The 25,889-nt window shown below is 34.7% G+C and carries 21 protein-coding genes and 7 pseudogenes; 8 read left to right on the plus strand and 20 right to left on the minus strand.

What is annotated here, in order from left to right; translation table 11 throughout:
- Positions 1–263 precede the first annotated feature (263 nt).
- A pseudogene (locus OM961_RS06345) lies at positions 264–861 on the minus strand (transposase); the annotation flags it as partial.
- Between the two features lie 63 nt (positions 862–924).
- On the opposite strand from OM961_RS06345, the gene OM961_RS06350 reads away from it, so the two are divergent.
- Positions 925–1,784 (plus strand): IS630 family transposase gene (locus OM961_RS06350; RefSeq protein ID WP_264339517.1). Its coding sequence is split into 2 segments (ribosomal slippage): positions 925–1,246 and positions 1,246–1,784, totalling 861 coding nucleotides; the frame shifts between segments, so codons are not numbered across the junction.
- A 28-nt stretch (positions 1,785–1,812) separates the two neighbouring features.
- Here the strand turns inward: OM961_RS06350 and OM961_RS06355 are convergent.
- The 10 genes and pseudogenes from OM961_RS06355 to OM961_RS06410 all read right to left on the minus strand — a co-directional run.
- Positions 1,813–2,196: pseudogene (locus OM961_RS06355) on the minus strand (DUF6444 domain-containing protein); the annotation flags it as partial.
- 205 nt (positions 2,197–2,401) lie between these two features.
- Positions 2,402–4,675 carry a polyribonucleotide nucleotidyltransferase gene (pnp, locus tag OM961_RS06360; RefSeq protein WP_264339651.1) on the minus strand — a complete coding sequence of 758 codons (2,274 nt, stop codon included), beginning with the start codon at positions 4,673–4,675 and terminating at the stop codon, positions 2,402–2,404.
- A gap of 14 nt (positions 4,676–4,689) precedes the next feature.
- A complete protein-coding gene (gene rpsO / locus OM961_RS06365; protein WP_006279944.1) occupies positions 4,690–4,962 on the minus strand; it encodes a 30S ribosomal protein S15 in 273 nt (90 codons plus the stop codon).
- A gap of 12 nt (positions 4,963–4,974) precedes the next feature.
- Positions 4,975–5,313: a hypothetical protein gene (locus tag OM961_RS06370; RefSeq protein ID WP_231115842.1), complete on the minus strand. Its 339-nt coding sequence runs from the start codon at positions 5,311–5,313 to the stop codon at positions 4,975–4,977.
- A 7-nt stretch (positions 5,314–5,320) separates the two neighbouring features.
- Positions 5,321–6,261, minus strand: a pseudogene (locus tag OM961_RS07735) (IS5 family transposase).
- A gap of 165 nt (positions 6,262–6,426) precedes the next feature.
- Entirely contained in the window at positions 6,427–7,863 is a 1,437-nt protein-coding gene (locus OM961_RS06390) for a Mur ligase family protein (protein ID WP_264339652.1), read from the minus strand.
- Positions 7,838–9,079 carry a cystathionine beta-lyase gene (gene metC, locus OM961_RS06395; protein ID WP_264339653.1) on the minus strand — a complete coding sequence of 414 codons (1,242 nt, stop codon included), beginning with the start codon at positions 9,077–9,079 and terminating at the stop codon, positions 7,838–7,840. The genes OM961_RS06390 and metC overlap by 26 nt, the downstream gene beginning before the upstream one ends.
- Before the next feature lie 7 nt (positions 9,080–9,086).
- A complete protein-coding gene (locus OM961_RS06400) occupies positions 9,087–9,371 on the minus strand; it encodes a BolA family protein (protein ID WP_077188332.1) in 285 nt (94 codons plus the stop codon).
- 70 nt (positions 9,372–9,441) lie between these two features.
- Entirely contained in the window at positions 9,442–11,364 is a 1,923-nt protein-coding gene (gene dnaK / locus OM961_RS06405) for a molecular chaperone DnaK (RefSeq protein WP_264339654.1), read from the minus strand.
- A gap of 86 nt (positions 11,365–11,450) precedes the next feature.
- Positions 11,451–13,214, minus strand: a complete 1,764-nt coding sequence (locus tag OM961_RS06410; RefSeq protein WP_095742804.1) for an Rne/Rng family ribonuclease — start codon at positions 13,212–13,214, stop codon at positions 11,451–11,453.
- 149 nt (positions 13,215–13,363) lie between these two features.
- Here OM961_RS06410 and rpmG point away from each other — a divergent pair, with 149 nt between their 5' ends.
- The gene (gene rpmG / locus OM961_RS06415) at positions 13,364–13,564 is read left to right on the plus strand and encodes a 50S ribosomal protein L33 (RefSeq protein WP_010082633.1); all 201 of its coding nucleotides are present in this window, start codon (positions 13,364–13,366) and stop codon (positions 13,562–13,564) included.
- A 73-nt stretch (positions 13,565–13,637) separates the two neighbouring features.
- The gene (locus OM961_RS06420) at positions 13,638–13,865 is read left to right on the plus strand and encodes a helix-turn-helix domain-containing protein (RefSeq protein WP_264339655.1); all 228 of its coding nucleotides are present in this window, start codon (positions 13,638–13,640) and stop codon (positions 13,863–13,865) included.
- A gap of 383 nt (positions 13,866–14,248) precedes the next feature.
- Here OM961_RS06420 and OM961_RS06425 read toward each other — a convergent pair whose 3' ends face one another.
- The gene (locus tag OM961_RS06425; RefSeq protein ID WP_010962934.1) at positions 14,249–15,130 is read right to left on the minus strand and encodes a zinc ABC transporter substrate-binding protein; all 882 of its coding nucleotides are present in this window, start codon (positions 15,128–15,130) and stop codon (positions 14,249–14,251) included.
- Here OM961_RS06425 and OM961_RS06430 point away from each other — a divergent pair.
- Entirely contained in the window at positions 15,122–15,862 is a 741-nt protein-coding gene (locus OM961_RS06430) for a metal ABC transporter ATP-binding protein (protein WP_038199232.1), read from the plus strand. The genes OM961_RS06425 and OM961_RS06430 overlap by 9 nt on opposite strands.
- Positions 15,859–17,289, plus strand: a complete 1,431-nt coding sequence (gene ubiB / locus OM961_RS06435) for a 2-polyprenylphenol 6-hydroxylase (RefSeq protein ID WP_264339656.1) — start codon at positions 15,859–15,861, stop codon at positions 17,287–17,289. Before OM961_RS06430 ends, ubiB begins: the two co-directional genes overlap by 4 nt.
- A 416-nt stretch (positions 17,290–17,705) precedes the next feature.
- Here ubiB and OM961_RS07410 read toward each other — a convergent pair whose 3' ends face one another.
- The 7 genes and pseudogenes from OM961_RS07410 to OM961_RS06460 all read right to left on the minus strand — a co-directional run.
- Positions 17,706–18,041, minus strand: a complete 336-nt coding sequence (locus OM961_RS07410; protein WP_049973597.1) for a transposase — start codon at positions 18,039–18,041, stop codon at positions 17,706–17,708.
- Between the two features lie 159 nt (positions 18,042–18,200).
- Positions 18,201–18,389: pseudogene (locus tag OM961_RS07415) on the minus strand (IS630 transposase-related protein); the annotation flags it as partial.
- 49 nt (positions 18,390–18,438) lie between these two features.
- Positions 18,439–18,540: an IS630 transposase-related protein gene (locus tag OM961_RS06440; protein ID WP_213863610.1), complete on the minus strand. Its 102-nt coding sequence runs from the start codon at positions 18,538–18,540 to the stop codon at positions 18,439–18,441.
- Positions 18,541–18,717: 177 nt separating this feature from the next.
- The gene (locus tag OM961_RS06445; RefSeq protein ID WP_264339657.1) at positions 18,718–19,386 is read right to left on the minus strand and encodes a hypothetical protein; all 669 of its coding nucleotides are present in this window, start codon (positions 19,384–19,386) and stop codon (positions 18,718–18,720) included.
- A gap of 10 nt (positions 19,387–19,396) precedes the next feature.
- Positions 19,397–20,722 (minus strand): IS4 family transposase, encoded by a 1,326-nt coding sequence (locus OM961_RS06450; RefSeq protein ID WP_264339118.1) that lies wholly within the window; start codon positions 20,720–20,722, stop codon positions 19,397–19,399.
- Between the two features lie 65 nt (positions 20,723–20,787).
- Positions 20,788–21,771 carry a hypothetical protein gene (locus tag OM961_RS06455; RefSeq protein WP_264339658.1) on the minus strand — a complete coding sequence of 328 codons (984 nt, stop codon included), beginning with the start codon at positions 21,769–21,771 and terminating at the stop codon, positions 20,788–20,790.
- Between the two features lie 156 nt (positions 21,772–21,927).
- A pseudogene (locus OM961_RS06460) lies at positions 21,928–22,335 on the minus strand (IS4 family transposase); the annotation flags it as partial.
- A 216-nt stretch (positions 22,336–22,551) separates the two neighbouring features.
- Here OM961_RS06460 and OM961_RS06465 point away from each other — a divergent pair.
- A complete protein-coding gene (locus tag OM961_RS06465) occupies positions 22,552–23,499 on the plus strand; it encodes an IS110 family RNA-guided transposase (RefSeq protein ID WP_264339659.1) in 948 nt (315 codons plus the stop codon).
- A gap of 193 nt (positions 23,500–23,692) precedes the next feature.
- Here the strand turns inward: OM961_RS06465 and OM961_RS06470 are convergent.
- Positions 23,693–24,675: pseudogene (locus tag OM961_RS06470) on the minus strand (IS4 family transposase); the annotation flags it as partial.
- A gap of 107 nt (positions 24,676–24,782) precedes the next feature.
- Between OM961_RS06470 and OM961_RS06475 the strand changes: the two are divergent.
- Both OM961_RS06475 and OM961_RS07740 read left to right on the plus strand, forming a co-directional pair.
- The gene (locus OM961_RS06475; RefSeq protein ID WP_155975182.1) at positions 24,783–24,935 is read left to right on the plus strand and encodes a hypothetical protein; all 153 of its coding nucleotides are present in this window, start codon (positions 24,783–24,785) and stop codon (positions 24,933–24,935) included.
- Positions 24,920–25,853: pseudogene (locus OM961_RS07740) on the plus strand (IS5 family transposase). The gene OM961_RS06475 and the pseudogene OM961_RS07740 overlap by 16 nt, the downstream one beginning before the upstream one ends.
- Positions 25,854–25,889 lie beyond the last annotated feature (36 nt).

The raw sequence follows: 25,889 nt of genomic DNA on the forward strand, positions 1-25,889 counted from the left end.
AGCATATAGCTAAACTGACTTAGATTTACCGACAACCGTCATCCCGCTACGTGTTAGCGGAATCTATACCGCGAATAGACTTCTTGCATAACCCAAATTAAGTAGAAAAAGGTATCATCCGAGTAACTGACACTGGTTCCTTTATGACGGTAGTAGCCCTCCTTCTCCTGTCATTCCAGTGCTCTCTTCTTGTCATCCCAGTGCCCAGACACTGGGATGGCTTTGTTGCATCACACTTTATGAGATGGTGATTTATGGTAAATTCATGTAACTATCTCAAATTTAGCCATACCAATATCAGTGAATTTATTAAGCAAATAGCATTTAGTTCTTTTTCTCGATTTATCTCAGATTTATTCCTAAAACTAAATCCGAATATTTGCTTTAATCTTGAGAAAAACCCTTCAATATAAGATCTTTTCCCATAATTTACTTCTTTTTTCCATTCTTTCATGCCATCTTCACCGTATAATTTTATTAACCTAATAGCAGCATTCCTGTTAGACATATAATCTATTTCTGGATGTTCTGCCGCATTGTTTATTGGTGGAATTTTTGTCTTTATATCATATTCGTTACACAACTTATAAAACTTGTGCCTATCACATGCTCTATCTGCATATAGTGCTTTTATGGCATGCTGAAAATCAACTTCTTTTAGCAAATCACAAGCTCCATAGTGATCAGCCGTTACTGTATTTTACAGCTATGGCTTTTTTGTTGTTTATATTCAACATTACGTGCAATTTTCTCGTTTGCTCATAGCCACGATATTTTCTGTCAGTGCTATTTTCCTTGCTGTGTGTTGTTGTATATACTAATTCCTGTACTGTCTATAGCAATTTCGATATCTTCCATATTATAGCTCTTTCCATAAAAGTCCGGATGTGATAGGATAAGGGTAGATGATGATAAGGAGGTTGAATGCCAGCAGCATATAGTTATGATTTAAGAAAAAAAGCAATGGAAGCGCTAGACGAAGGAGAAAGCAGAGAAACAGTGGCAGCAAGATTTAAGATTGGACGAACTACTTTATGGGAGTGGCAGCAAAGAAGAAAAGAAACAGGAGACTTTCAATCAAAAAAACTTGGAAATGGGGGTTACAATCACAAAATTACCGACTGGGATACCTTTGCCAAATTTGCCAGAGAACACGGAGGAAAGACTCTATCGGAAATGGCTAAACTTTGGAACAACGTTAGTATCCAAACGATCTATCGAGCCCTTAAAAAAATTGGATTTACGTGCAAAAAAAGACATATGGATACAAGGAAAGAAACGAAGAAAAACGTGCTGAATTTTTGAAAATTATAGCGACAAAAGAACCTAAAAACTTAGTGTATATAGATGAGTCTGGCATTGATAACACCGAAGACTACCCCTACGGATATTGCCAGAAAGGACAGCGGTTTTATGCCTTAAAATCTGGAAAGAAAACTCAACGAATCAGTATGGTTGCAGCCTTAAGTGGAAGAAAGATAGTTGTTCCGTTAACCTTTGAAGGCCACTGTAATATGGACGTTTTTAATGGATGGTTTGAGCAATTTTTGACACCGATCTTGGAACCTGGACAGACTGTCATTCTTGACAATGCTACTTTTCATAAGTCTGATAAGATTATCGAGCTTGCTAAAGGGGTTGGTGCAGAAATTTTGTATCTGCCGCCTTATTCTCCAGATTTCAACAAAATTGAGCATCATTGGTTTGCTATAAAAAACAGAGCCAGGAAAAACATTCCTCTATTCGAATCCTTTCGTCGTGCTGTTGATTCTGCCTTCCTATGACCTGTTCGGACTATTATGAGAAATGCTATACTACATAAGGCCTAATTTCCGGAAGATCAACTTTTTGGTGAACATAAGGTTTTTCGCATATTACAAGCTTTCCTCCGCATTCGCAAATATTAGGCAACTCTATTTTTACTACTTTATCCGCTTCCATTGTAGCATGAAAATTTCCTTTATGCCCAACCTGATCGCCAACATTCCTTTCGCTTTTTGGCTTGTCCTTTTTTGTTTTGTACAATTCTTTAGAGCTCGGTAGAGATGAATTTTTCGAGTTTAAACCAAGCCTTTCCTTTAATTCAGCGTTCTCTATCTTTAAAGCTTTATTTTCTGCTTTTAAGTTTTCTATCTCTGCTTTCAGTTTTTCTATTTTTTGCTGTAAATTTTTGCAAAGTTCTAAAAGGTTTACCACATTACCTCACTTTTGCTCTATGATTATCTTTTTAGATCACTTTGTCTACCTTATTCTACCACTCCGCTGAACGGATACCTTGGGTTAGCTATAGCTAACACCACAATTGTACTAACATTGTGATTTGAGAACAACCTTCACCAGAAAGGGTGTCATTCCAGTGTTAAGCACTGGAATGACGAGAGGTAACGCAAGAAGTTTACTCTTAATAAAAACCTGATGATGAATCATTATTACCAAATTTCGGCCTATTTCTGTTGCTGAAACCAGAACGAGGACGAGGAGGCCTCTTATGGTGACTTCCTCCAGGTTTTCTACTAAATGAATTATTGTAATAATTATCCCTGTCATTTGGACCATCTTTCCTTTCCTCGTTGTAAAGCTCACCTTCAAAAAACTCTCCCGTCTCTTGGTCAACCCGACGTCTTGACAACTTTGGACACCCACCTTTTTCGAAGTCAATTACTAGTGCTTTGAAAGTATCATCTTGTTTAAGTACGCTCTCTATAGAATCTATATGTTCATTAGCTACTTCACTTATGTGCATTTTTCCTTTTCTGCCATTAAGAAATTCAAGCTCTACAATAGACTTCTCTATTCTTACAACCTTGACATCAACTATAGAACCTTGTTCTAGTTTTGTTATTGAATCAATCATCATACTCTTTGCAATTTCAGCTTCAGTGCCACTCGTAGCAAAAACAGAAACTTTACCATCATCTCCTATTTCAATTTTTGCATTACTTCTTTCACACACACTGCGTATATTTTTCCCCTTAGAACCTATAGCAGCAGAAATTTTGTCTTTATCTATGTAAAATGATAACATCCTTGGTGCATGGTCTTTGACATCATCACTGTGTTCTGAAATCACTGCATTCATTTTTTCTAAAATATGTAATCTTCCAGCTTTTGCCTGTTCTAAAGATTTTTCAACAATTTCAAAGCTTATACCAGAAATTTTCATGTCCATTTGTAGCGCCGTAACCCCTTCACTAGTTCCTGCTACTTTAAAGTCCATATCACCAAGATAATCTTCATCACCAAGTATATCGGAAAGTATTACATACTCGTCTTTATCTTTGATGAGACCCATAGCAATTCCAGCAACAGGGGCCTTTATTGGCACACCCGTATCCATTAAAGCAAGAGAAGTCCCACAAACTGTTGCCATAGAAGAAGAACCATCAGACTCCAAAATTTCGGACACTACTCTTATTGTATAAGGAAATTCAGACTTATCGGGTAAAACAGGATGAATTGCTTTCCAAGCAAGTTTGCCATGACCGATTTCTCTTCTTCCTGGTGCACGCGCAGCAGAAGTTTCTCCAACAGCAAATGAGGGAAAGTTATAATGCAACATGAAATGCTCACGTCTATCCCCTTCAATATCATCCACAATTTGCTCATCTTGAGTGGTGCCAAGAGCAGTAACAACCAGTGCCTGAGTATTGCCTCTTGTAAATAGTGCAGAACCGTGAGTTTTGGACAGAATATCAACTTCAACTTCTATCTGACGTATCTCATCATGCTTACGACCGTCTATCCTTACACTTTTCTTCCTAATTATTTCACGTACTAAAGATCTTTCAAAGTTTTTTACTGCATACATAATTAACTTTTCGTCTTTTCCAGTTTCTTTAAGAGTATTCAATATATTCTCTCTGATCGCTTCTAAAGCTTGAACTCGCTCTTGTTTTACTGTTTGCGAATATGCTTTTTCAAAATCTTTACCGTATTTTTCGAGCTCTTGTGTTATATCTGATGTATCAATAGGAGCAAAGCTCTTAGGTTTATTGCCAATTGTATCAGCAAACTCTTTTATGAGCTTAATGACAGGTTTAAGGTGTTCATGGCCAAATTTTATTGCATTAAAAACATTTTCTTCAGAGAGCTCTTTCACTTCTGATTCAACCATTAAAATTGAATTTTCATCACCGGACAAAAACAGATCCAAGCTGCTTGCTTTCATCTCTTGAACAGAAGGGTTGAGTATATAGTTATTATTTTCATCACAACCAACCATCACTCCAGCTATAGTAAAGTGAAAAGGAACACCAGAAATTGCAAGAGCTGCAACAGCACCAATCAATGCTGGCACTTCAGGAGGATTGACTGTATCATAAGTTAATAGATTGCACACCACACTAACTTCATCATTAAATCCTTCTGGAAATAGTGGTCTTATACTTCTATCTATTACCCTTGAGATTAAAGTTTCTCTATCAGATGGCTTGCCTTCTCTTTTAAAAAAGCCGCCAGGGATCTTACCCATGGCATAGCTTTTTGCGATAAACTGTACATTTAAAGGAAGAAAATCAACATTTTCTTCCTTCTTTTTACTTACAACAGTTACTAAAACAGAAGTATCACCGTAATTTACAACTACTGAACCATGAGCTTGGCGTGCTATTTTTCCTGTTTCTAAAGATAAGGTACGACCACCCCACTCTATAGATTTTTTTATAATTTTAAACATACTAAATTCCTCGATTATTTTCTAATGCCTAACTTCTCTATTAATTCCTGATAGGCTTCATTACCAAATTTACGCTTTATATAATTTAAGTGCTTGCGTCTTCTACCTATCAATATAAGTAAACCACGCTTAGAGTGATGGTCATGCTTGTGCACTTTAAAGTGCTCAGTTAAATTACTGATCCTCTCGGTCAAAATTGCACATTGTACAAAAGATGAACCTGTATCATCTTCTTTAATTGCATATATATTTATCAAACTCTTTTTCTTTTCGGATGTTATCGACATCTAAACCTCATTTTAAATATTAAAAACACGAATAGGTTTCACACAACCATAAATAAAACTGCAGATTGCAATAGGTACACTACCCACCACCGTACAACAAATATCATGATTCTTTAAATTACGCAAGTTATTTAATACAACTTCCTGACCTTTTCTGATTTTCCCCGCATCTTCTAGGGAAATTTCAACTTTGAACATCGATTTTAAAGCCGATTCAATGGGGATGACGAAACTTTTTGTATTACTCCCTGTCACTCCATCATCTTCTGTCATCCCACCCCCCTCTGTCATCCAAGTAGCTGACACTGGGATGGCTTTGTTGCATCGCTCTTCGGATAGTAGGTAACGCACAATAAATTTATGAAGCTATCTCAAATTTAGCCATACCAATATCAGTGAACTTATTGAGCAAATAGCATTTAACAAGTAGTTCCTTCTCTCTATTTGTCTCAGATTTATTCCTAAAACTAAACCCGAATGTTTGTTTCAGTCGCGAGAAAAAACTTTCTATATAAGATCTTTTTCCATAACTCATCTCTTTTTTCCACTTCTTTATACCATCTTCATCATATGACTTTATGAGCTTGACTGCAGAATTTCTCTCAGCCATATAGTCTAACTTTGGATGCTCTGCTGCGTTGTTTTTCGGAGGAATTTTCGTTTTTATACCATATTGATTACACAGCTTATAGAGCTTTTCTCTGTCATATGCCCTATCTGCATATAGTACTTTTATGACATACTGAAAATCGACTTCTTTTAGCAAATCACAAGCTCCATAGTGATCAGCCGTTACTGTATTTTACAGCTATGGCTTTTTTGCTGTTTGTATTCAACATTACATGCAATTTTCTTGTCTGTTCATAGCTGCGATACTTTCTATCTTCGCTATTTTCTTTGCTATGACCAGGAGTGTTGTTGTATATACTAATTCCTGTACTGTCTATAGCAATTTCGATATCTTCCATATTATTTTCTGCAATCATTGCTCTTAATATTGAGTTTCTTAAACCTTCTTGATGATTGTGAATAGCTGATAACTTGCAAATTTTTCCCAATTTGCTCAAGGTATCCTGCTATAAACCCAACTGTTTGCCTCAGGCCTATTCTAAATAAACAAGTTATTATGTGCACCAAAATTACAACTTTATCGCTATAAATATTGTTGCCACCTGGTATTTTTGGACCATTCTCGTACCACTTTTCTATGGCTTCGTTGATATAATGAAAAATATTTCCTCTTTTTTCTAGAAATTTGTTATATTCGCTATGGTTACTGACCCTCATTTTTTGTGGCATATTTTTTCTTTCAAGGTTAAATGGCTATTTTATAATGAATTTTGTCAGTAGCCACCAAATTTTTTCAGTTGCTATGCAACAAAGCCATCCCAGTGTCAAGCACTGGGATGACATCACTTTTGCTTCAATATTCGCACATTAGCGGAGGTAAGCCCATTGCGAAAATCAGTATGTTAAGGCATGATTTTTAATAACCTCAACATCGCTAAATTCAAAAGTTTGGTTGCCTATAATTTGAAATTTCTCATTTCCCTTTCCTGCAACTAGCAGAATCATACCCTCGTTATAGGCAATATCTACGCCTTTCTCTATAGCTTCTCTCCTACCTCCTATCTCCAGTGCATCAGGGCAATGTAGCAAAATATCGTGGCGAATTTTTGCCGGATCTTCATCACGCGAATTATCATCTGTAATTATTACTTTATCTGCATACATTTGTGCTATTTTGCCCATTTCTGAACGTTTCGTCTGATCGCGATTTCCACCGCATCCAAAAACTAGAATTATTTTTTTGTTGATATGCCATTTTAAAGACAATAGGGCTTGTTTAAGCGCACTTGGAGTATGAGCGTAATCCACGAATGCAAAAGGTTTCACTTTTTCCATTCTTCCTGGTGGAGAAACGAGTTTTTCTACGCATATTTCTCTGTAATTTAATCCAGATATACCAATTGCACATAGCAGATTATATGCTTGAAATTTTCCTAAAACTGGGAAAAATGTATTGTAAATTTGGTTATCAATTTTTACTGTAAGATGTTGACCATTAGGGGTTGATGTTTGCTCTAATAAAGTAATATCAGAGCCTTTTTTTCCATAAGTCACAACTTTATTACTGCGTTTTTCAGCTATTTTAAGCAATGCGCCGTATTCATCTATATCCGCATTTAAAATCGCTGTTTTTCCTTCTGGTAATACTTCGTAAAATAACCTTTTTTTAGTTTCTAAATATCCACCAAGACTTTTATGGTAATCTAAATGATCTTGCGAGAAATTAGTAAAAGCTGCAGCACTCAACTTTAATCCATGGATTCTATATTGATCAATCCCATGACTTGATGCTTCTAACACTAAGTGCTCTACGTTTTTATTATCTATATCACGTAATGCTGCGTAAAGGTCATCTGCACCTGGAGTGGTAAGACTGTTGCTATTACCTTTTCTACCATTATTGATGCATGTTCCAAGTGTTCCAATAGACGCAGCATTATAGCCAGCGTTTTGCCAGATCTGGCGGCAAAATTCTACTACTGAAGTCTTGCCATTTGTGCCTGTTACAGCAGCAACATATTTTGGCTGTTTGAATTGATAAAACCTGCTGACTATTTCGCTGTATATTTCTTGAGGGTTTGGGTGGAAGATACAGATTCCAGCATCACGCGTTGGAATGATACCAAGGCTTGAAGCTTCTGTTATGCAATCACTTGCAATTATCGCTTTAGCTCCACAAGATAATATCTGATCTATGTAAATCCTATCCCTTTCTGACACACAAACAAAAAGATAACCTTCCTTGATTTTCTTGGGATTACATGTGACGCCTTTGATTTCAATATCAAAGTTAACATCAATAATGTTATGCAGTAATTCTCTCAGTTTCATGTCCTACTTCATCGTTTTGAAAGTCTAAACATGGTAACCTTTTTAGTGCGTCATTAAGGTCAAAGATCAAATCTTCAGGATCTTCCAGTCCACAAAATATCCGTATAAAACTTCCACCATAATCTGAATTCATTACAGATCTTGACATAGATCTACGATCTATTGGTAATATCAAACTGTCGCACCCTCCCCAAGAAGCACCGATACCAAAAATTTTCATGTGATCAACCATGCAGCTTAGTTCTTCACATGAATATTCTCTACCCAATACTATACTGAATACGCCGCTTGCTCCTTTAAAGTAACTTTTCCATAATTCGTGTTGAGGATGGGAGGGAAGTGCTGGGTACAAAACTTTTTTGATTTTTAAATGTTTTTCTAGCCACTTTGCCACTTCCATTGCTGTATTTTGGTGCCTTTTTATACGTGTGTGCAGTGTTCTTAGTCCCCTATGTGCAAGGTAGCAGTCGTGCGATTGAATGGTTACCCCATAATTTTTATGGCTCTCATAAAGCAATTTAAAAGTTTCACCTTCAGCAACCATAGCTCCCATCACTAAATCTGAGTGACCGGCTAGATACTTTGTTACCGCATATAGTGCAACATCAATTCCATAATCAAGGGGCTTAAATAACAAAGGAGTGGCCCATGAATTGTCGCAAACGGTTACGATTCCACGTTCTTTAGCAACTTTTACTATATGCTCTATATTCGAAATCTCAAACGTTACAGAACCAGGAGTCTCGATCATTATCAATGAAGTATTACTCTGAATTAAATCAGTTATATCCTGTGTTGGATCATAAAAAGTTACTTCTATTCCCCTGTTTGGTAACTCATTTTCGGCAAATCTCTTGAGTCGGTAATAACTGTTATCCTGAATTAAAACATGAGAACCTGCTTTAGTGAAAGTCAAAATAGCAAAAGTAAGTGCAAATAGTCCGGAAGGAAAAATAAGCGCTTGTCCACTCCCTTCAATTTCAGCCAGTGCATTTGAAAAATAATGAACAGTGGGAGTACCAACATTACTATAGCTGTAATCTCTTGCAACATCATCGTTGATTACATCGTATATACTTTCTCCATTTGCTGCATTTAAGTAGTCCTTGTAAGTAGGGAATAATATGGTAGAAGAATGATAAACTGGCGGGTTCATAGAACCTTTATAGTCATTAAATTTTCTTCCTGCTTTAACTAATATAGACTCTTCCTTCACATTTTTATTATTTATTTTTTAAATTGTACTCATCTTGCGTATACAAGTGAAGAGAAATTGCATGTATTAGCTCTATCTCACCCTTCAATAACTCATAAATCAACTTGTGTCTTTTTAGAACGCTCATTCCAATAAAGCCGTCAGATATTAATATTAATTTAATGTGCGAAGGTAATGTTGAAGATGAAGCAAAATAATGATCAGCATGCTTTGCTGATTCATCGATAATGTTGATATCAATTACATCTATCGAATCGCGTATCTTTTCTTCTATTGTTTTAATAATATCCATAATGGTTTCTTTAAGCAACAATATGCTCCTCTTGTCATCCCAGTATCAGCTACTTGGATGACAATCGCAATTACTTATTCTCTTCTTTATTATCTATGTCTTGATAATCAGAATCTACTACTTTTTCCTCTTTATCATTTGGATTTCCTTCTGATGAAAAGCCATTTTCAGCACTATTTTGTTGAGATGCTTGATACATAGCTTCTCCAAGTTTCATAGATAATTGAGAAAGATTAGTGACTTTCTGCTGTATTGAATCAGCGTCATCAATGTTATCAGATTTACTAACTTCTTTTAATTCGTTAACTGCATTTTCAATAGCAGATCTATCTTCTGGTGAAACTTTATCACCATACTCTGTCAGAGACTTTTCTGTAGAATGGACTAAGCTATCCGCTTGATTCTTCACTTCAATAAACTTTTTGCGCTTTTCATCTTCTTGCGCTTTTTCTTCAGCTTCTTTTACCATGCGATTTATTTCATCATCAGATAAACCACCTGAAGATTGAATGCGTATTTTTTGCTCTTTTCCAGTAGCTTTATCTTTTGCAGAAACGTGTGCTATTCCATTTGCATCTATATCAAATGTCACTTCAATTTGTGGCCTTCCGCGCGGAGCAGGAGGTATCCCTTCCAAACTAAACTGACCGAGTAGCTTATTATCAACTGCCAGTTTTCTTTCACCCTGATGCACCTTAATTGTAACAGCTGTTTGGTTATCTTCTGCAGTTGAAAACACCTGAGATTTTTTAGTAGGAATTGTAGTATTACGCTCAATAAGTGGAGTGAATACTCCTCCTAGAGTTTCAATACCAAGAGAAAGTGGGGTCACATCAAGTAGTAACACATCTCTTACATCACCTTGAATGATCCCCGCCTGTATTGCAGCTCCAATTGCTACAACTTCATCAGGGTTAACTCCTCTATGTGGATCTTTGCCAAAGAATTCTTTAACTTTCTCTATGACTTTTGGCATACGAGTCATGCCACCAACAAGAACCACTTCGCCAATTTGACTAGCAGATAAACCAGCATCCTCAAGAGCTTTTTTACAAGGAGCCATAGTTCTTTCGATTAAATCATTCACTAAGCTTTCAAGTTTTGCTCTCGTTAATTTCATATTTAAGTGTTTTGGACCACTTGCATCAGCTGTAATAAACGGTAGATTTATTTCCGTTTCCATTGCACTTGATAATTCAATTTTCGCTTTTTCAGCAGCTTCTTTGATTCTTTGCATAGCCATTGGATCATTTTTCAAATCAATGCCATTACTTTTCTTGAATTCATCTAGTAAATAACTCACTACTCCATTATCAAAGTCTTCACCTCCAAGATAGGTATCACCGTTTGTTGCTTTCACTTCGAAAACTCCATCACCTATTTCAAGTATTGAAACGTCAAATGTACCACCACCAAGGTCATATACTACTATTGTGTGCCCATGTTTCTTATCAAGACCATAAGCAAGTGCTGCAGCAGTCGGTTCATTTACTATTCTGAGTACATTTAATCCGGCAATTTTTCCTGCATCTTTTGTTGCTTGACGTTGAGAGTCGTTGAAGTATGCTGGCACTGTTATCACAGCATCTTTTACTTCCTCTCCAAGATAAGCTTCTGCTGCCTCTTTCATGTTTTGTAGTATAAATGCACCAATTTGACTAGGAGAATATTCTTTATTATCAGTTGTTTTAACCCATGCATCACCACTTTTTGCTGCAAATACTTTGTATGGTACACTTAGATTTTTCATCTCAGGATCACTATATTGACGGCCTATTAATCTCTTAGTAGCAAAAAAGGTATTACTTGCATTGGTGGTTGCTTGCCTTTTTGCTGGAGCACCAATCAACCTTTCTCCTGAAGAAGTCAATGCAACTATAGATGGAGTAGTTCTTGCCCCTTCTTTATTTTCTATTACCTTTGTATCCTTGCCCTGCATTATTGCAACACAAGAATTTGTTGTTCCGAGATCTATGCCTATTGCTCTTCCCATAATGAGTACCCCATTGTAAATATTATCTGATATAAGAATATATAAGTATAGGGCTCATTAATTACAAGCCCAATTTAGGTTTCTAATTAGTTATTAGAACTTAAAAGGCGCGAAAGCCACTTAGTCAGCCAAAAATTGCCTCGTAGTTTATTTGAATTATCAGCTTCTTCATTGCTGCTATCCCCAATTTGGTATCCAGAGTTCTGTAATGGCTTATAACCGTTTAAATTAACATCATCTCCTTGTTTTAAAACAAATGTATTTACATCTAAACTGTTATCAATACTAACGTTCAATGTAATATTAAACTCTTTTTCGATTGTAGAAACTGTATTGCGTTTGTTATTAAAAATGTGCGCTATAACTGCACTGTGTGCTACTAAATCAAAAGACTTATTTCGATTCTTGTTAGCAATATGTTGTAAATCCCTTAGTATTGATGAAACAATTACTTCGTTTGATTTTACTCTTCCAGTACCTTTGCAGTGTAAACACTCTGTAGTATTAATTTCTTGTATGTTTGGTTTAATTCTTTGTCTTGAAAATACCATTAAACCAAAGTCATTTATGTAGCTAAATTGAACTTTAGCTTTATCATCTTTAAACGCTTGCTTTATAGCAGACTCAACAGCTCTGCAATACTGATATTTCAACATATCAATAAAATCGACTACTATTAATCCTGATAGGCCCCTAAGATTCACCTGTCTTGATATTTCAGGTACTGCTTCCATGTTGGTTCTATAAGCTGTTTCTTCTATGCTATCTTCTCCTGTCATCTTTCCTGAATTTACGTCTATTGAAACAAACGCCTCAGTTAAAGTTATTATCAAAGACCCACCAGATGGCAATTCTACTCTATTGCTATATAACTCAGAAATTTGATCTTCGATTCCGTAGTAAGTAAAGATCGGAGCATAACCTCTATACAATCTATAGCGCAACTTACTACCTTTTAGTGCATTGTTAGCATATTGCCTAACTGCCTCAAAAGCTTCCTTTCCAGACACTATAACTTCTATACCATCGCTACAAAAATCACGAACAGATCTCATAATTACATCTGCTTCATTGTAAATTAATGATGGAACGTTTACAGAGAAGGCATTTTTTTGAATGCTCTGCCATAATGAGGATAAGTAATTGTAATCCTGCTCAATTTCTTTCTTATTTTTTCCTGAACCAACAGTTCTTACTATTAAACCTGATCTTTTTGGCAAGTTTATTGAACTCAGTATCTCCTTTAACTGCTTTCTGACATTAGCATCTTCAATTCTGCGAGACACTCCACCTTTACTCATGGAATTTGGCATGAAAACACAGTATCTACCCACTAAAGTTATGTATGTTGTAAATGAAGCTCCTTTATTGCCTCGTTCCTCTTTAGTTAGCTGGACCAATACTTTTTGATTTACTGAAATAACATCTTGTAATTTGTATTTTTTATATAAAGGTACCTCTCTTACAAAACCACTACCTGATCCGTTGACATTCTTACTAGCTGCAGAATCTGAAGAAACATTTGCTGAGGCTTCTTCTATACAATCGTCATTTGAGTAGCCCTCAAAGATAGTTTCCTTTTCTTTTTCTGGAATGTTGAAGTAATCTAGAGATATCTCGGAAAAAGACAAAAAACCTTGCTTATTTTTCCCATATTCAATAAATACGGCTTGCAAAGAAGGCTCTATACGCTTTATATAAGCAACGTATATATTACCTCTTAATTGTTTTTTTTCCTTGAATTCTTGTTCAAATTCTACAACCTTGTTATTAATTGACAAGGCAACTCTTACCTCATTAGAACAGATAGAATTTTCTATCAACAATACCCTTTTACCACTATTTGTCACTTATTTACCGTTTGCTTTTTATTCTGAAGTTAACTTTATGCTACTTAATGCACTGTTGATTGTCAAGGATTTTGCAATCTGCATTATTCGATTGACTTTTAGTATTTTGCGTAATAAACTCGCATAGAATTTATTATATCATTATAAGTATGGCGAAAAAAAATGCTTCTTTGCTCGTTAAGTTAGTCAGCACTGCAATCAAGATAACAAAAACTGGTGAAGAAAAATCAACTGGCTATTTTTATGTAAAAAAGCGTAATCCAAAAAAGCTCACCAAAAAACTGGAGTTTAGGAAGTATGACCCAGTAGTCAGAAGGCATGTGTTATTTAAAGAAGAAAAACTAAAGTAATTTTTTTATAAGGAATTTTATTATTATGCAAAATTTACAATTAAGTTATCCTATAATAGTAGAGTTGGGGGATGTGAAAGATACAAAACTGAAATTAATAAAGGTCATTGCACAATTAATAAGTAAGAAGTACACAACACAGAAAAAAGCAGCAAACGCTCTAAAGATTGATCAACCTAAAGTATCTCAAATCAATAGGTCAAAAATCGAAGGGTTCTCCTTAGAATACTTGCTTAACTTATTGATTGTATTGGGCCAAGACATAAACGTAAGAATAAAGCATAATTCTAAACCTGCATAATATGGTATCCGTTCAGCGGAGTGGCAAAATAAGGTAGACAAGATAAATCAACCCCGGTGTCAAGCACTGGGATGACAAGGTATAAACCTTATCGTCATGCCGCCGCGAACCGTCATACCGCGATTCATTCGCGGTATCTCTAGATCCCGCTAACAAGTAGCGGGATGACGGTTATCAGGCCAGCACCCCTACGATGTCATCCCAGTCTGGGATCCAGGAATTTTATTAAGTTAGTAAGCATAAAAGTAGCCGTTTTATGTTAAAATACAACGTTTTGATGATTATGAAAAAGCTGGATTCCAGACTGGAATGACACCATTTGTTGTAAACTCACTTCTTCTTGATTTGTAGAACAATAAAACAGTAAGCTAAAAGGGAACTTATTACTCAACAAAACAAGACTTAAAATTTTGTGCAATGCTATTGATTATAGCTAGATATGCATCTTTTCCAGGCTCTATGTCTGATCCAATAGGATCAAGAACTACCATTTTTGCGTCATTAGAAAGGGCGTTAGGCTTTATGCTATCTTCCTGTGAATGAGCAAATATACATTTAACGTTTTCTTCCTTCATTATCTTTTTTAGCTTCATTAAACTCTTCATACCTATGTAAGAATCCTCTTCTATGGAAAGAATAGCGCTTGGATGATTTAGACCGAAATATTTTTCAAAATATTGATAAGCATCATGAGTAACGATGTATTTTTGATTTTTAAAATCATTCAGTTCTTTCATGATTTCTTTTACTTCTTGGTCTATTTTTTTTATAGCTTTTGTTGCATTAGAACTGTATCGATGGGAATTTCCTTTATCTATGTCAGACAATGTTGCACTTATAGAAAGTATCATGCTCTTTGCATTTTCGGGACTCAGCCACATGTGTAAATCTTTTTCATCTTGAATGTGAGTGATTTTTCTAGAAAATGAATGTGGCCGAGTAGGAAGTAGGTTGATTGCCTTTGACAATTGCACTAGTTCTTTATTATTTTTGGCGAAAGTTTGAACAAACGTCTCTAAGTTATCGTCAACATAAAATATAACGTCACTTGATTCTAAATTACTCGCATCAGATGGCTTTAATATATAATTATGTGCAGATGTTGCATAGCCAAGCAATTCCGGTTCTAAAATCCCTTCTGTAACAGAAGCTACAAGTGAGTGGATAGGTTTGATTGTAGCTACAACTTTTAAATTGGATGAAAAGGCAATATTATAGTATAGTGTAAGTGAAAGTAATAGAAAAAAAGCCAGTAAATGTCTCATATAAACGTTGAGAAGAAGTTAAATTTTGTCAATAAATTGAATAATGTCAATAATCGTGTTCTAAAAATAGAAAATCTTGCTCTCGCATATGATGGTAAAAGAATCCTTGACAATATCAATATGTTCATGGAAAGAGGAGACATAATTACAATACTTGGTCCAAATGGTGGAGGTAAAACCTCTTTAGTGAAAGCAATTGCTGGTATAAATAAAAATTATACTGGAAATATTGTGTTAGCTGAGAACACAAAAATTAGCTACATGCCGCAAAATTTTAGTATTAGTAATTTGATGCCAATAACAGTTGAATATTTTCTTTTAAATAGCTCCTTGAAAAGACTAAAGAAAAATCAATCCATTATTACAGAAACGATAGAGTTGGCTGGTATCGGTAACATTTTGAAAAATCAAGTATTAGAAATTTCTGCAGGGCAAACACAATTATTACTGCTTGCACGTTGTTTAATTGCAGAGCCTGACTTGATCATTCTAGATGAGCCAGTTAGTGCAATGGATATTAACGCACGGGCTAAATTTTATGATATTATAAATAAAATAGCAAAAAAACGATTGGTATCGATTCTTATGACTTCTCATGATCTTAACTCTGCTCTACCATCCTCAGATTACATAATTTGTATAAATAATACTATCTATTGCCAAGGCAAGCCTGATGAGATTATGAAAAATAGAACCCTAAATGAAATATTTAGCAGTTACGCAGCGAAATGATTCAAAATATTTTGCGTCTTCTGCACATAACTACGGTGCTGACGCGTTACAATATATTACCTTATTTACTTCCACCATCAAAAAAATCAATAAATAAAATACAAGGCCACAAGCTAAAGTGTGCTCTTGAAAAATTAGGTCCGGTGTTCATTAAGTTTGGGCAGTCTATCTCATCACGTACTGATGTTTTAAATGAAGATATAACAAATAACTTGTTATTGATATGTGATAGATTGCCATCGTTTTCACATAAAATAGCAGTTAAAACTATAGAAAGTGAGTTTAATTGTAAATTGAGCGACATTTTTTCAAGCTTTTCTGAAAAGCCAATTGCAGCAGCATCGATTTCTCAGGTGCATAGAGCGGTTACAACTGAGGGTAAGGAAGTTGCTGTGAAGGTTTTAAGGCCAAATATTGAGAAAACATTCTCAAGGGATATAAAAATGCTTTCTTGGCTCGCAGAAATTGCAGAAAAATTTAGCGAACAATCAAAAAGGCTGAGGCCAATTGAATTAGTTAAAACTTTTGCTGAAATTTGCCGATTAGAGTTAGATCTACGTTTTGAAGCTGCTCACTCTTCGGAACTAAAGGAAAACACAAAAAATGACAGAGGTTTTTACGTACCTGAAGTAGATTGGAATAGAACTTCGAAAAAGGTTTTAACATTAGAATGGATAGAAGCAACGCCAATATACGAAGTTGAAAAACTGAATAATCATAAGCAAATAGCTATCAATCTTATAGAATCGTTTTGTAATCAGGTATACAGGGATTGTTTTTTTCATGCTGATATGCATCCTGGAAATCTAATGGTTGATAGTAATAACAATATTATTGCTCTGGATTGTGGAATCATGGGTAGAATAGATCGTGAGACATGCTATTACGTTATAGAGATACTCAAAGGCTTTTTAAATCGGGATTATGATCACGTTGCAAAAATGCACTTTAAAGCTGGTTACGTTTCATCACAGCATAGAAATTTTGTCACAGCTTGCAGGGCAATAGGTGAACCCATTATTGGGCAGCCTATACAGAAGATTTCATTTGCTAGTTTACTTGCTCAGCTATTAAAAATAACTGGTGATTTTGATATGAAAGTTCAAACACAATTGTTATTGCTGCAGAAAACTATGATTTTACTGGAAGGGACATGTAGAAAGATCTACCCAGAAATCAATATGTGGAAAGTAGTTGAAGCGTGGATAAGCAGTCAACATGAAAATAAAATAGGGTATAGGGAAAAAATTAGAAGTTCTTATCCCATAAAAACAATCCAAGGAATATTTAGCCTTATAGAAAAATTGAACCTAATAGCTGATAAAAAATTAGAAAACATCCAAATTAAAAATAAATCAAATGGAAAAGTCTATTTTTTGCTGTGGTTTGTAATTATAATTCTAATCGTTAAACTTTTAATTTCTTAAACTATGGGAAAAAACTGCGTCAAATCCAATTTTTATTCAACTTAATTTTTAATCTGCAGGAGCCGAGTTGAGAATGTCCAATTTTCCACTTTCTTTATGTATCTGTTCAGCAGAGTGGCAAAATAAGGTAGACGAGAAAAGACAACTATAGGAACAAATGGGTGTCATGCCAGTGCGTGACACTGGCCTCTTGTTTCAATGTTAAACAAAATACCATAGAATTCAAAAAGACAATTCCTAGAAAATTTCTACATCCAAAAAAGGCATAAGTTATGTTAATGCTGTTTGAATGAGATGATATAAAGATAAGCCAAATTTTTACAAAGAAAACATTTCAAGCAGCAAGACACCTTTGATTGAAAGAGAGCACCAAATTTATGGGGTGAGTAACTGCGCTATTTCAACTATAGTATTTTCTAAAACGAATGATAAACGTCTAAAATGGTATTACCAACTAAAAGGTGTAAGTCTGTACATTGATGCATTAGAGGTCTGAGGCAACTTTTGATGGTGTGCCAACAATGCTCTATCGGATTTAGATCAGGTGAATATGTTGGAAGATAAAGCAAATGACAGCCAAAAGACTCTATTAATGACTTTGTTTTGGGAGTTTTATGGAATGTAGCATTATCCATAACTATGGTTGTATCACGCTGTAATTGTGGAAGTAATCTTCGCTCTAACCATACATTAAATATATCTTTATTACACCCTCCTGTGAAGGTCATTGGTGCAATAAACTTCTCATCCACCTATTATACTCACTCTTTCCCGCTTTTTTCCTGGAACATCAGCATATATTTTTTCTCCTCTTGGAGCTCGTGCATATTCTCGGTATAGTCACTCCTGCTTCATCTATATATAAAATGCTACAGTGGTCTATTTTTGAGACTTTATCGATAAATTGCTGCCTATCTTCTTGATTGCGCTCTTGATAGAATGTGACTTTTTTTAAAGGTTATTTTTAGCTGTCTTAATCTATACCAAATTGCACTTATCCCAAAGCCAAGGTTTTGTTTCATTTCTGCTAGTGTGTGATCTGGGTGTTTTTTGACATATTCTTTGAGTATTTCTGGATCTATTTTTCGAATAAAACCAGTACTTTTTACCGCTTTGAGACCTTGGCCAGTAGCTTTCTTTTTTAGCCATCTATATAGTGTCTATCTCAAAAACCTCTGCAACTTCAACCTTTGACTTTCCTTTTTCTACCAAAGACACTGCTTTTTCCCTTAAATCTACACTATATACCATCGCTTTCCCTACTTTAAAAAAACATATTATACCTTTATCATTCGCTTTTGAAAATACTATAGTTAGCGGAATGACGGTTTTTCAAATTGTCGGTAAATCTAAGTCAGTTTAGCTATAATTTCCTAAATTTGCTCACAATCTCTTGACTTGACACATATGTTTTTTTCCCAAATGTTACTATCTTCCTCCTTTTCCTTTCTCAATTTGTGCAACCATTTCCTTTACATTTGCATGCGTGAGAAGGGAATTTTTGCTGATATGAGATTTTGGATCAGATTTTGCTGTTACGTGTTTCGTTGCAGATCTTTTATTCTCTGTTAGAAATGAATGAGATTGTTTTTTCTTCACACCGATATCCGCTTGTGCTGCTGGAGTGGTTTTGCTTTCAGCAAGCTGTACATTAGCATTTCCTTTTGCTTGATTTTGCTCAAATTTTTCTTTTAATGCCTTTACTTTACTGCCCATCTCGCGATTAGCTCCTCCTTTCATAGTAGCTGCTGCTACTTTTGGTATCGCCTTACCAGCAGCTTTTTGTGCTGATTTCCTATTGTCTTGATTTTCAGATTTTAGTGGTACTCTTTCAGCTGATTTTTTAAGAATTACTCCTACTACTTTTGGCTCTGTGCTTACTTTTTGATTAGCACGGCTTAGATTTTTAGGCTTTGGCGGTACTGCAGGTTTATCTTTGATTACCACTTTCGATTCTTGTCTAACTTCTTGACCAGTAGTAAACATTTTTTTTGGCACTTGCGGTGGTTTTGGTGGTACGAGGGATTGAGGTTGTTGTTTCTGCTTACGTTCTCTTTTTGCTTCTATATGTTCTTTAGGAACTGTTGCATAAATCATACGCGTCAAGTTAAGAGATTGTGAGCAAATTTAGAGAGGTTAAAGTGGATACTCTAGCCCTTCTACGTTTGTCTTTTAATGAAAATCGCGACCAAGTTATAGTGAGTTTTTTAAGAAATGCTTTTAAACTATTAATTTTGGTTAATACTAAAAATAACTCTCTAACCCGCCTTTTTAGCTCAATAAATGCCTTTGTTAAGCTAAGTTCTGTATTCTTTTTCACTTCTGTGCAACCAACTATGCCGTGAAATATAAGAATTGCGCACAATTTAGCATATAGTTCACATAATACTCTGCATGGCTTTCCTTTTAGCTTATCAAGCCTGATATGGCTTTTATACAATTTAAATAATAACTCAATTTGCCACCTTACTCTGTAAATCGTTAATACTTGCTCAGCACTAATTTTATTTTCTGGAACATTAGTTATAAATATTGACCAGTTCAACAATTTTTGATTTCTTTTAGAGGATGTATATCCCTGCGATCTTGCTAATCTATTAGCTTTCCTTCTTCTGGCCATAGACTGTTCTTCAGTTAGTTTCTGACATATAATTCTTACTCTAATTTTTGCTTCTTTTCCTAACAATACCTCGTTTTCTAAAAATAACTTATCCTCTAAACATTCTAATAACTCCATTTTTTGATTTGTTTCTACATCATATATGTTGGTATCGGATTTATAACGACTTATGAAATAAGCTCCTATTTCATTGATTTGTTTAAAAGAACTTGGCACAAAATAACCGAGATCAGATATTAGCAAATCATTGCTTAATATATTACTTAAATGTTTCCTATATCCCTGGTCTGATCTTACCCCCTCCGTTAAATTAAGTTGGTCTATTATCTGATTCATGTAGTCGAAAACTAATTGTAACTTTATTCCAGACTTAGTATTGCTTTCATAGCCACTGTAGCTAGTACCATAACCTTTATACATCTCTTCCATACTGTTAGGTAGAGTAATATAGCTACTGTCCAATAATTTAACACTATTAAATTGCTGTAAGATTTTGCAATCAACTTGCAAGATATTTTTAAAGAGAATCACAGATTCATTATACATCCTTTTCATAAATTCCACTGCTTCTTCAGTAAATCTAAAATCCAAACCTTGTTTTGTTATATCTATCGAGTCCTCGTTTAGTAATTGACACATTGTTTCTACGCTACAATTATCAACTCCTATATTACCCAAGACCATGGCTTTTACGAATGATGAACCTTTTAGCTTTCTCTTTCTTTTTATAAACCTTGTTGTAATTGAGATTTTCTCTGCTTTTTCATTAAAAAATTCTTTGAGCTTTTTTGATAAGCAAGTTATTTTATTCATTGGTTCTCTCACTAAAAGTATATCTGGGAGAACTTATACCTTATTATTCTATCTCTTTCATACCTTTATTTCCTTAACTTGACGCGTATGGTTGCATAAATTGGCTCTTCTTTGGGCGATTTTGAACTCTGCGAATTTTCTATTAAAATTTTACTCTTCTTCTCTTGATAATTTGATATCTCTTTGTATACAGACTCTTCATTTAATGAACTTCCATAGCCTGAATCTTCTCTCTGCTCATATAAAGGATTTTCCTTTTGCTTTTTCTCTTGATAATTTGATATGTCTTCATATTCAGACCCCTGATCTAATGAACTTTCATAGCCTGAATCCTCAGAAGGATTTTCCTTAGCATCAGGCATACTAAAACTATTAGCTCCTTTTAGTAAAGAAGATGTAGACTTTGCCTTGCTTTCTCCATCTGAGGATATTTCTGATTTAAAGCGTACCTTCCTCGAATCTGGAGCAGCCGGAGGTGCTGTTGTTGGTCGCTTTATTTGCCTCATGCGATTACCACCTAATTTTTCTTTCGGCTGTTCTTCTTTTCGCAGCTCAAAAGTACCTTCCTTTTGCTTTCTACCTTCCAAACTCACTTCGTGTGATCTATCTTTTCCTTGACTCTTTTCACTTTGTTCTAAATTTAAAGAATCTTTTAAAATATTATTTTTTCTGAAATCTTTTTCTAATTGTTCCAAGAGATCAATTTTTTTTAAAATTCTTGTATACTTAGCTGCTGTTTCTAAAGTGAAACTTGACAACTCATCATTTACAAAATTACTTATACTACTGTTCTTGGTTGGAAAATTTTTTCCCAAAATTCTATTCATTAATGTTTTAAAAAGACCTAATGGCTGTTCTACATAATTGTTCAAGTCAGTATATATAACAAACTCAGCTATACCTTTTGCCTCACCTGTAAAACCTTCTAATGCATGAGATAAATCCCTTAACGTTTTGTTATATTGTTTCTCTGCATTTCCTAGCTTTACAGCTTTGATCAGAGAATCGAGATTTTTTTTATAGTTCTCACTTTTAAATGGATTATTCATACTAATTACAGCTCATTATTTATTAAAATATAGATCTAAAATATTAAGATCTAGTAAATATTACTTTTGTAATTCATGTAGAACTATAGCTATAATAAGTAAGATTCCCTACGTCATACCGCCGCGGTATCTCCAGATCCCGCTAACAACTTACTATTACCCACAAATATGAGGTTCGTGAGCAAGTCGCCATCCTTCTGCTAAATCAAAGAGACGTTTATATCCTTTCCAAAGAACATAAGGTCCTGGTTCTGGGTCATTTTTTCTTGCTAAATGGCCTCCAAGTTCATGAAACAGCTTCTTTTATGTTGGGAACTACACTTGGACATGGTTTTCTGTGTATTTTAACGTATAAAACTTTCCATTCCTCTTCAGCTAATAAGGTAGTACATGGTAATGTTGGGTTAGCTCTTGCAATTGATGTAATAAAGAAGATCCTCCAAGCAATAATACTCATAACTGTTAGATATCTCATTAGTCTTTCTGCTATTCCAAGCCTACATTCTTCAACTTTGAGACCGAATTTAAAATTTTATGTAATATCTCTATTTTCCATCTAAGGCAATTGTAAGTTAAAAACGTGATATAAAAGAGATAAGAGAGAAAGATAACCCTGTTCACTAGGAATAGCGGGCGTGCGCGACCGAAAGGAAATTGGTATTACAACCGTTGGTATCAAGGTACGCTAGCCCTATCTCTCGATACGTTTGAATAGTTGCTTGGGACATATATATGCACCCGTTTACAATCTTAAATTAACTAAAACTATCGAGGTTTATTATGGTTACATCTTATCAAAATTTTATTGGCATTGACATCGGAAAATTTAAAAATGTCGTTGCAATTCACAAACAGAAGAATGCTGTCGAATTTGATAATAATGCTTCTGGTTGGCAACAATTATTTCAAGAGTTTTCAGATATTCTACCTAATGCTTTAGTGACTTTAGAAAATACAGGGAAATATGAGCTTGGCTTATCACATTTTCTTACCGACAAAAATATTGCCGTGCATCGAGCTAATACTCGTAAAGTAAAAAGCTTTATTTTATCTCACGGAACTTTAGCAAAGTCTGATAGATCAGATGCAAGAGCTCTTGCTCAATATGGATTTGAACGCCATAGAACTATCTCTCTATTTGTACCTACCTCTACAGAACAATCAACTTTGGCTGCACTTTGTCAACGTCGTGATGATATTACGCAAATGAGAACTCAAGAAAAATGCAGACTTGAAGCACCGGAAAATGATCATATAAAAGAAAGCTGTCAAAAGACCATTGAGTTTTTCGATAGTCAAATAAACGAACTCAATGATACTATACAAAAGATTATTGATGAAAGCCGCGAATTACAACAACGCCAAAAAATTCTTAAAACAGTTCCTGGAATAGGTAAAAAGTTATCACAAGATTTTTTGTGTTTAATGCCAGAGCTTGGTTACTTAAACAGAAAAGAAGTAGCAAGTCTTGCCGGAGTTGCACCGCATCCAAAAGAAAGTGGTAAAGCTGTTGGTTACCGAAGGATTACAGGTAGTAGAAGCAACGTTCGTTCAAAGCTCTTTACAGCCGCTATGGCTGCTACAAGGTCAAAATCTATACTTGGCGCCTTTTATTCTAAGCTTGTTGAAAGTGGTAAGAAGAAGATGGTGGCTATAACAGCCCTAATGCGTAAAATTATAGTAATTGCTAATACAAGACTTAAAGAAGCAATTAATTTGCATACTTAAAAATCTTCACAACGGTAACTGAAATTGGCTAATGAATATGTGCGTCCACACAGACTTAAAGCACATATTCATTAGCTTAAGCAGAAATTGCTGTGGTAGCTGTTTGATATAAAATTCTATTTCTATGACAAACGGGTTTTTATTGCCCATATAATTTGCAAAATTACACAAATAAAAAAATTTTTAAAAAACATAGTTGATACCAACTAATTTTTTCAACAGCTTCATCGAAAGTATTAACTGAAAGATTCGTTAATAGCATCCATTCTAGCGGTTTTTTTTTAAGGGAAGGGGAGTTTTCTCAACAACATAAACTGCATAAAGTGGTAATTTAGGTAGTTCTTCCGTCTTATGCCTAATATTATTCTTAGATGGATTCATCATAAACTTTCCAAATCTAACTTCCAAACGTGCTGTTCTTTTTGGCTTATTATCTTTTACAGGAACTTCAACTTCTACCGTACCTGTACAATGAGAGGATTTAATAAATGCCCATAACTTCTGCTCACCTTTTTCAGGATATCGAGATTTTCTATTTACTGCTCTATCTCTGCATGCTCTAACTAGCACTGCCGAATTAAGATTATGTGCAAGCTCAAAAAAGTCATATATATCTGCTTCTCTATCGCATACAGTTATAGTCTCAGTTTGAGTTGGATCAATAATATTATTTGTTTTTCTTAAAGTTTCCAACCACTTTACGCTTTCTTTATCTTCAATGCGATCGCTCTTTTTTTTAAGGTTCTCAGTTTCTTCAGGTCTTGAATAAACTTTTTGATCTAGTATCCCTAGTACCAAACCTTCTATACTAACGGCAAGAGCTGTATGCATTATAATACCTTTTGCAGTATCATAACTGGACAAATTTGCTAATCCGCTTGTTTTTTTATGGTTATTATATACAATGTAACTGGTATCTTGAATGACAAGAACCCTCTTGTGAGCTTTTGTTCTCTCAACCGTCTTATTAATATGTGTAGCTAAAATATCACTTTCTTTTACATTCTCATTTTGAAAAAAACGGTATGCTGCTTTTGCTTCTGACCAACTTCCGCATGCCTCATTAATTGAGCTTTCAGGTAAACTTATCAAACTATCAGCAATCTTTACTAATCGGTCAGTTAATCTTTTATCTCCAAATTCATTTTTAGCCCATTCACTACTTTTACTTGCCATTTTACACCCTCAATATTTGCAAACTTTAATATTGTAATATTTTACTTTTTAGTCCATTTATATTTGTGGGTAATAGTAAGGAATGACACCGTCTTGGATGGAAACCAGTGTCAGCTACTTTCATGACACCATCACAAGGTGAAACTGGATCCCAGTGGGCTTTGTTGCATCGCTCAAGTGAAAAGAACTGGCAATTACTGACAAAATTCATTATAAATAGCCATTTAACTGTTGAAGAAAAAATATGCCACAAAAAATGAGAGTCAGTAACTGCCATGAATATAACAAATTTCTCCAAGAAAGAGGAAGCATTTTTTGTTATATCAATGACGCCATAGAAAATTGGTACGAGAATTGTCCAAAAATGCAGGGCGGCAACTATATTTATAGTGATAAAGTTGTGATTTTGGTGCATATAATCGTCAGTTTCTTTAGAATTGGTTTAAGACAAACAGTCGGGTTTATAAAAGGGTATTTGTAACAAATAGGAAGAGATTTGGCAGTTATCAGCTATTCACAATCATCAAGAAGGTTTAAGAAACTCAATATTAAGATCAATGATTGCAGAAAATAATATGGAAGATATCGAAATTGCTATAGACAGTACAGGAATTAGTATATACAACAACACACAGCAAGGAAAATAGCACTGACAGAAAATATCGTGGCTATGAGCAAACGAGAAAATTGCACGTAATGTTGAATATAAACAACAAAAAAGCCGTAGCTGTAAAATACAGTAACGGTGTCTACTCTGATCACTATGGAGCTTGTGATTTGCTAAAAGAAGTTGATTTTCAGCATGCCATAAAAGCACTATATGCAGATAGAGCATGTGATAGGCACAAGTTTTATAAGTTGTGTAACGAATATGATATAAAGACAAAAATTCCACCAATAAACAATGCGGCAGAACATCCAGAAATAGATTATATGTCTAACAGGAATGCTGCTATTAGGTTAATAAAATTATACGGTGAAGATGGCATGAAAGAATGGAAAAAAGAAGTAAATTATGGGAAAAGATCTTATATTGAAGGGTTTTTCTCAAGATTAAAGCAAATATTCGGATTTAGTTTTAGGAATAAATCTGAGATAAATCGAGAAAAAGAACTAAATGCTATTTGCTTAATAAATTCACTGATATTGGTATGGCTAAATTTGAGATAGTTACATGAATTTACCATAAATCACCATCTCATAAAGTGTGATGC

Source organism: Wolbachia endosymbiont (group A) of Cydia splendana (assembly GCF_947179475.1).
GTDB lineage: Bacteria > Pseudomonadota > Alphaproteobacteria > Rickettsiales > Anaplasmataceae > Wolbachia > Wolbachia pipientis.

Coding starts and splice junctions, on each gene's coding strand:
- pnp (WP_264339651.1), bottom strand. CDS start 4,675: ATGTTTAAAATTATAAAAAAATCTATAGAGTGGGGTGGTCGTACCTTA.
- rpsO (WP_006279944.1), bottom strand. CDS start 4,962: ATGTCGATAACATCCGAAAAGAAAAAGAGTTTGATAAATATATATGCA.
- OM961_RS06390 (WP_264339652.1), bottom strand. CDS start 7,863: ATGAAACTGAGAGAATTACTGCATAACATTATTGATGTTAACTTTGAT.
- OM961_RS06400 (WP_077188332.1), bottom strand. CDS start 9,371: ATGGATATTATTAAAACAATAGAAGAAAAGATACGCGATTCGATAGAT.
- dnaK (WP_264339654.1), bottom strand. CDS start 11,364: ATGGGAAGAGCAATAGGCATAGATCTCGGAACAACAAATTCTTGTGTT.
- rpmG (WP_010082633.1), top strand. CDS start 13,364: ATGGCGAAAAAAAATGCTTCTTTGCTCGTTAAGTTAGTCAGCACTGCA.
- OM961_RS06430 (WP_038199232.1), top strand. CDS start 15,122: ATGTCTCATATAAACGTTGAGAAGAAGTTAAATTTTGTCAATAAATTG.
- OM961_RS06425 (WP_010962934.1), bottom strand. CDS start 15,130: ATGAGACATTTACTGGCTTTTTTTCTATTACTTTCACTTACACTATAC.
- ubiB (WP_264339656.1), top strand. CDS start 15,859: ATGATTCAAAATATTTTGCGTCTTCTGCACATAACTACGGTGCTGACG.
- OM961_RS06440 (WP_213863610.1), bottom strand. CDS start 18,540: ATGGTATATAGTGTAGATTTAAGGGAAAAAGCAGTGTCTTTGGTAGAA.
- OM961_RS06445 (WP_264339657.1), bottom strand. CDS start 19,386: ATGATTTATGCAACAGTTCCTAAAGAACATATAGAAGCAAAAAGAGAA.
- OM961_RS06450 (WP_264339118.1), bottom strand. CDS start 20,722: ATGAATAAAATAACTTGCTTATCAAAAAAGCTCAAAGAATTTTTTAAT.
- OM961_RS06455 (WP_264339658.1), bottom strand. CDS start 21,771: ATGAATAATCCATTTAAAAGTGAGAACTATAAAAAAAATCTCGATTCT.
- OM961_RS06465 (WP_264339659.1), top strand. CDS start 22,552: ATGGTTACATCTTATCAAAATTTTATTGGCATTGACATCGGAAAATTT.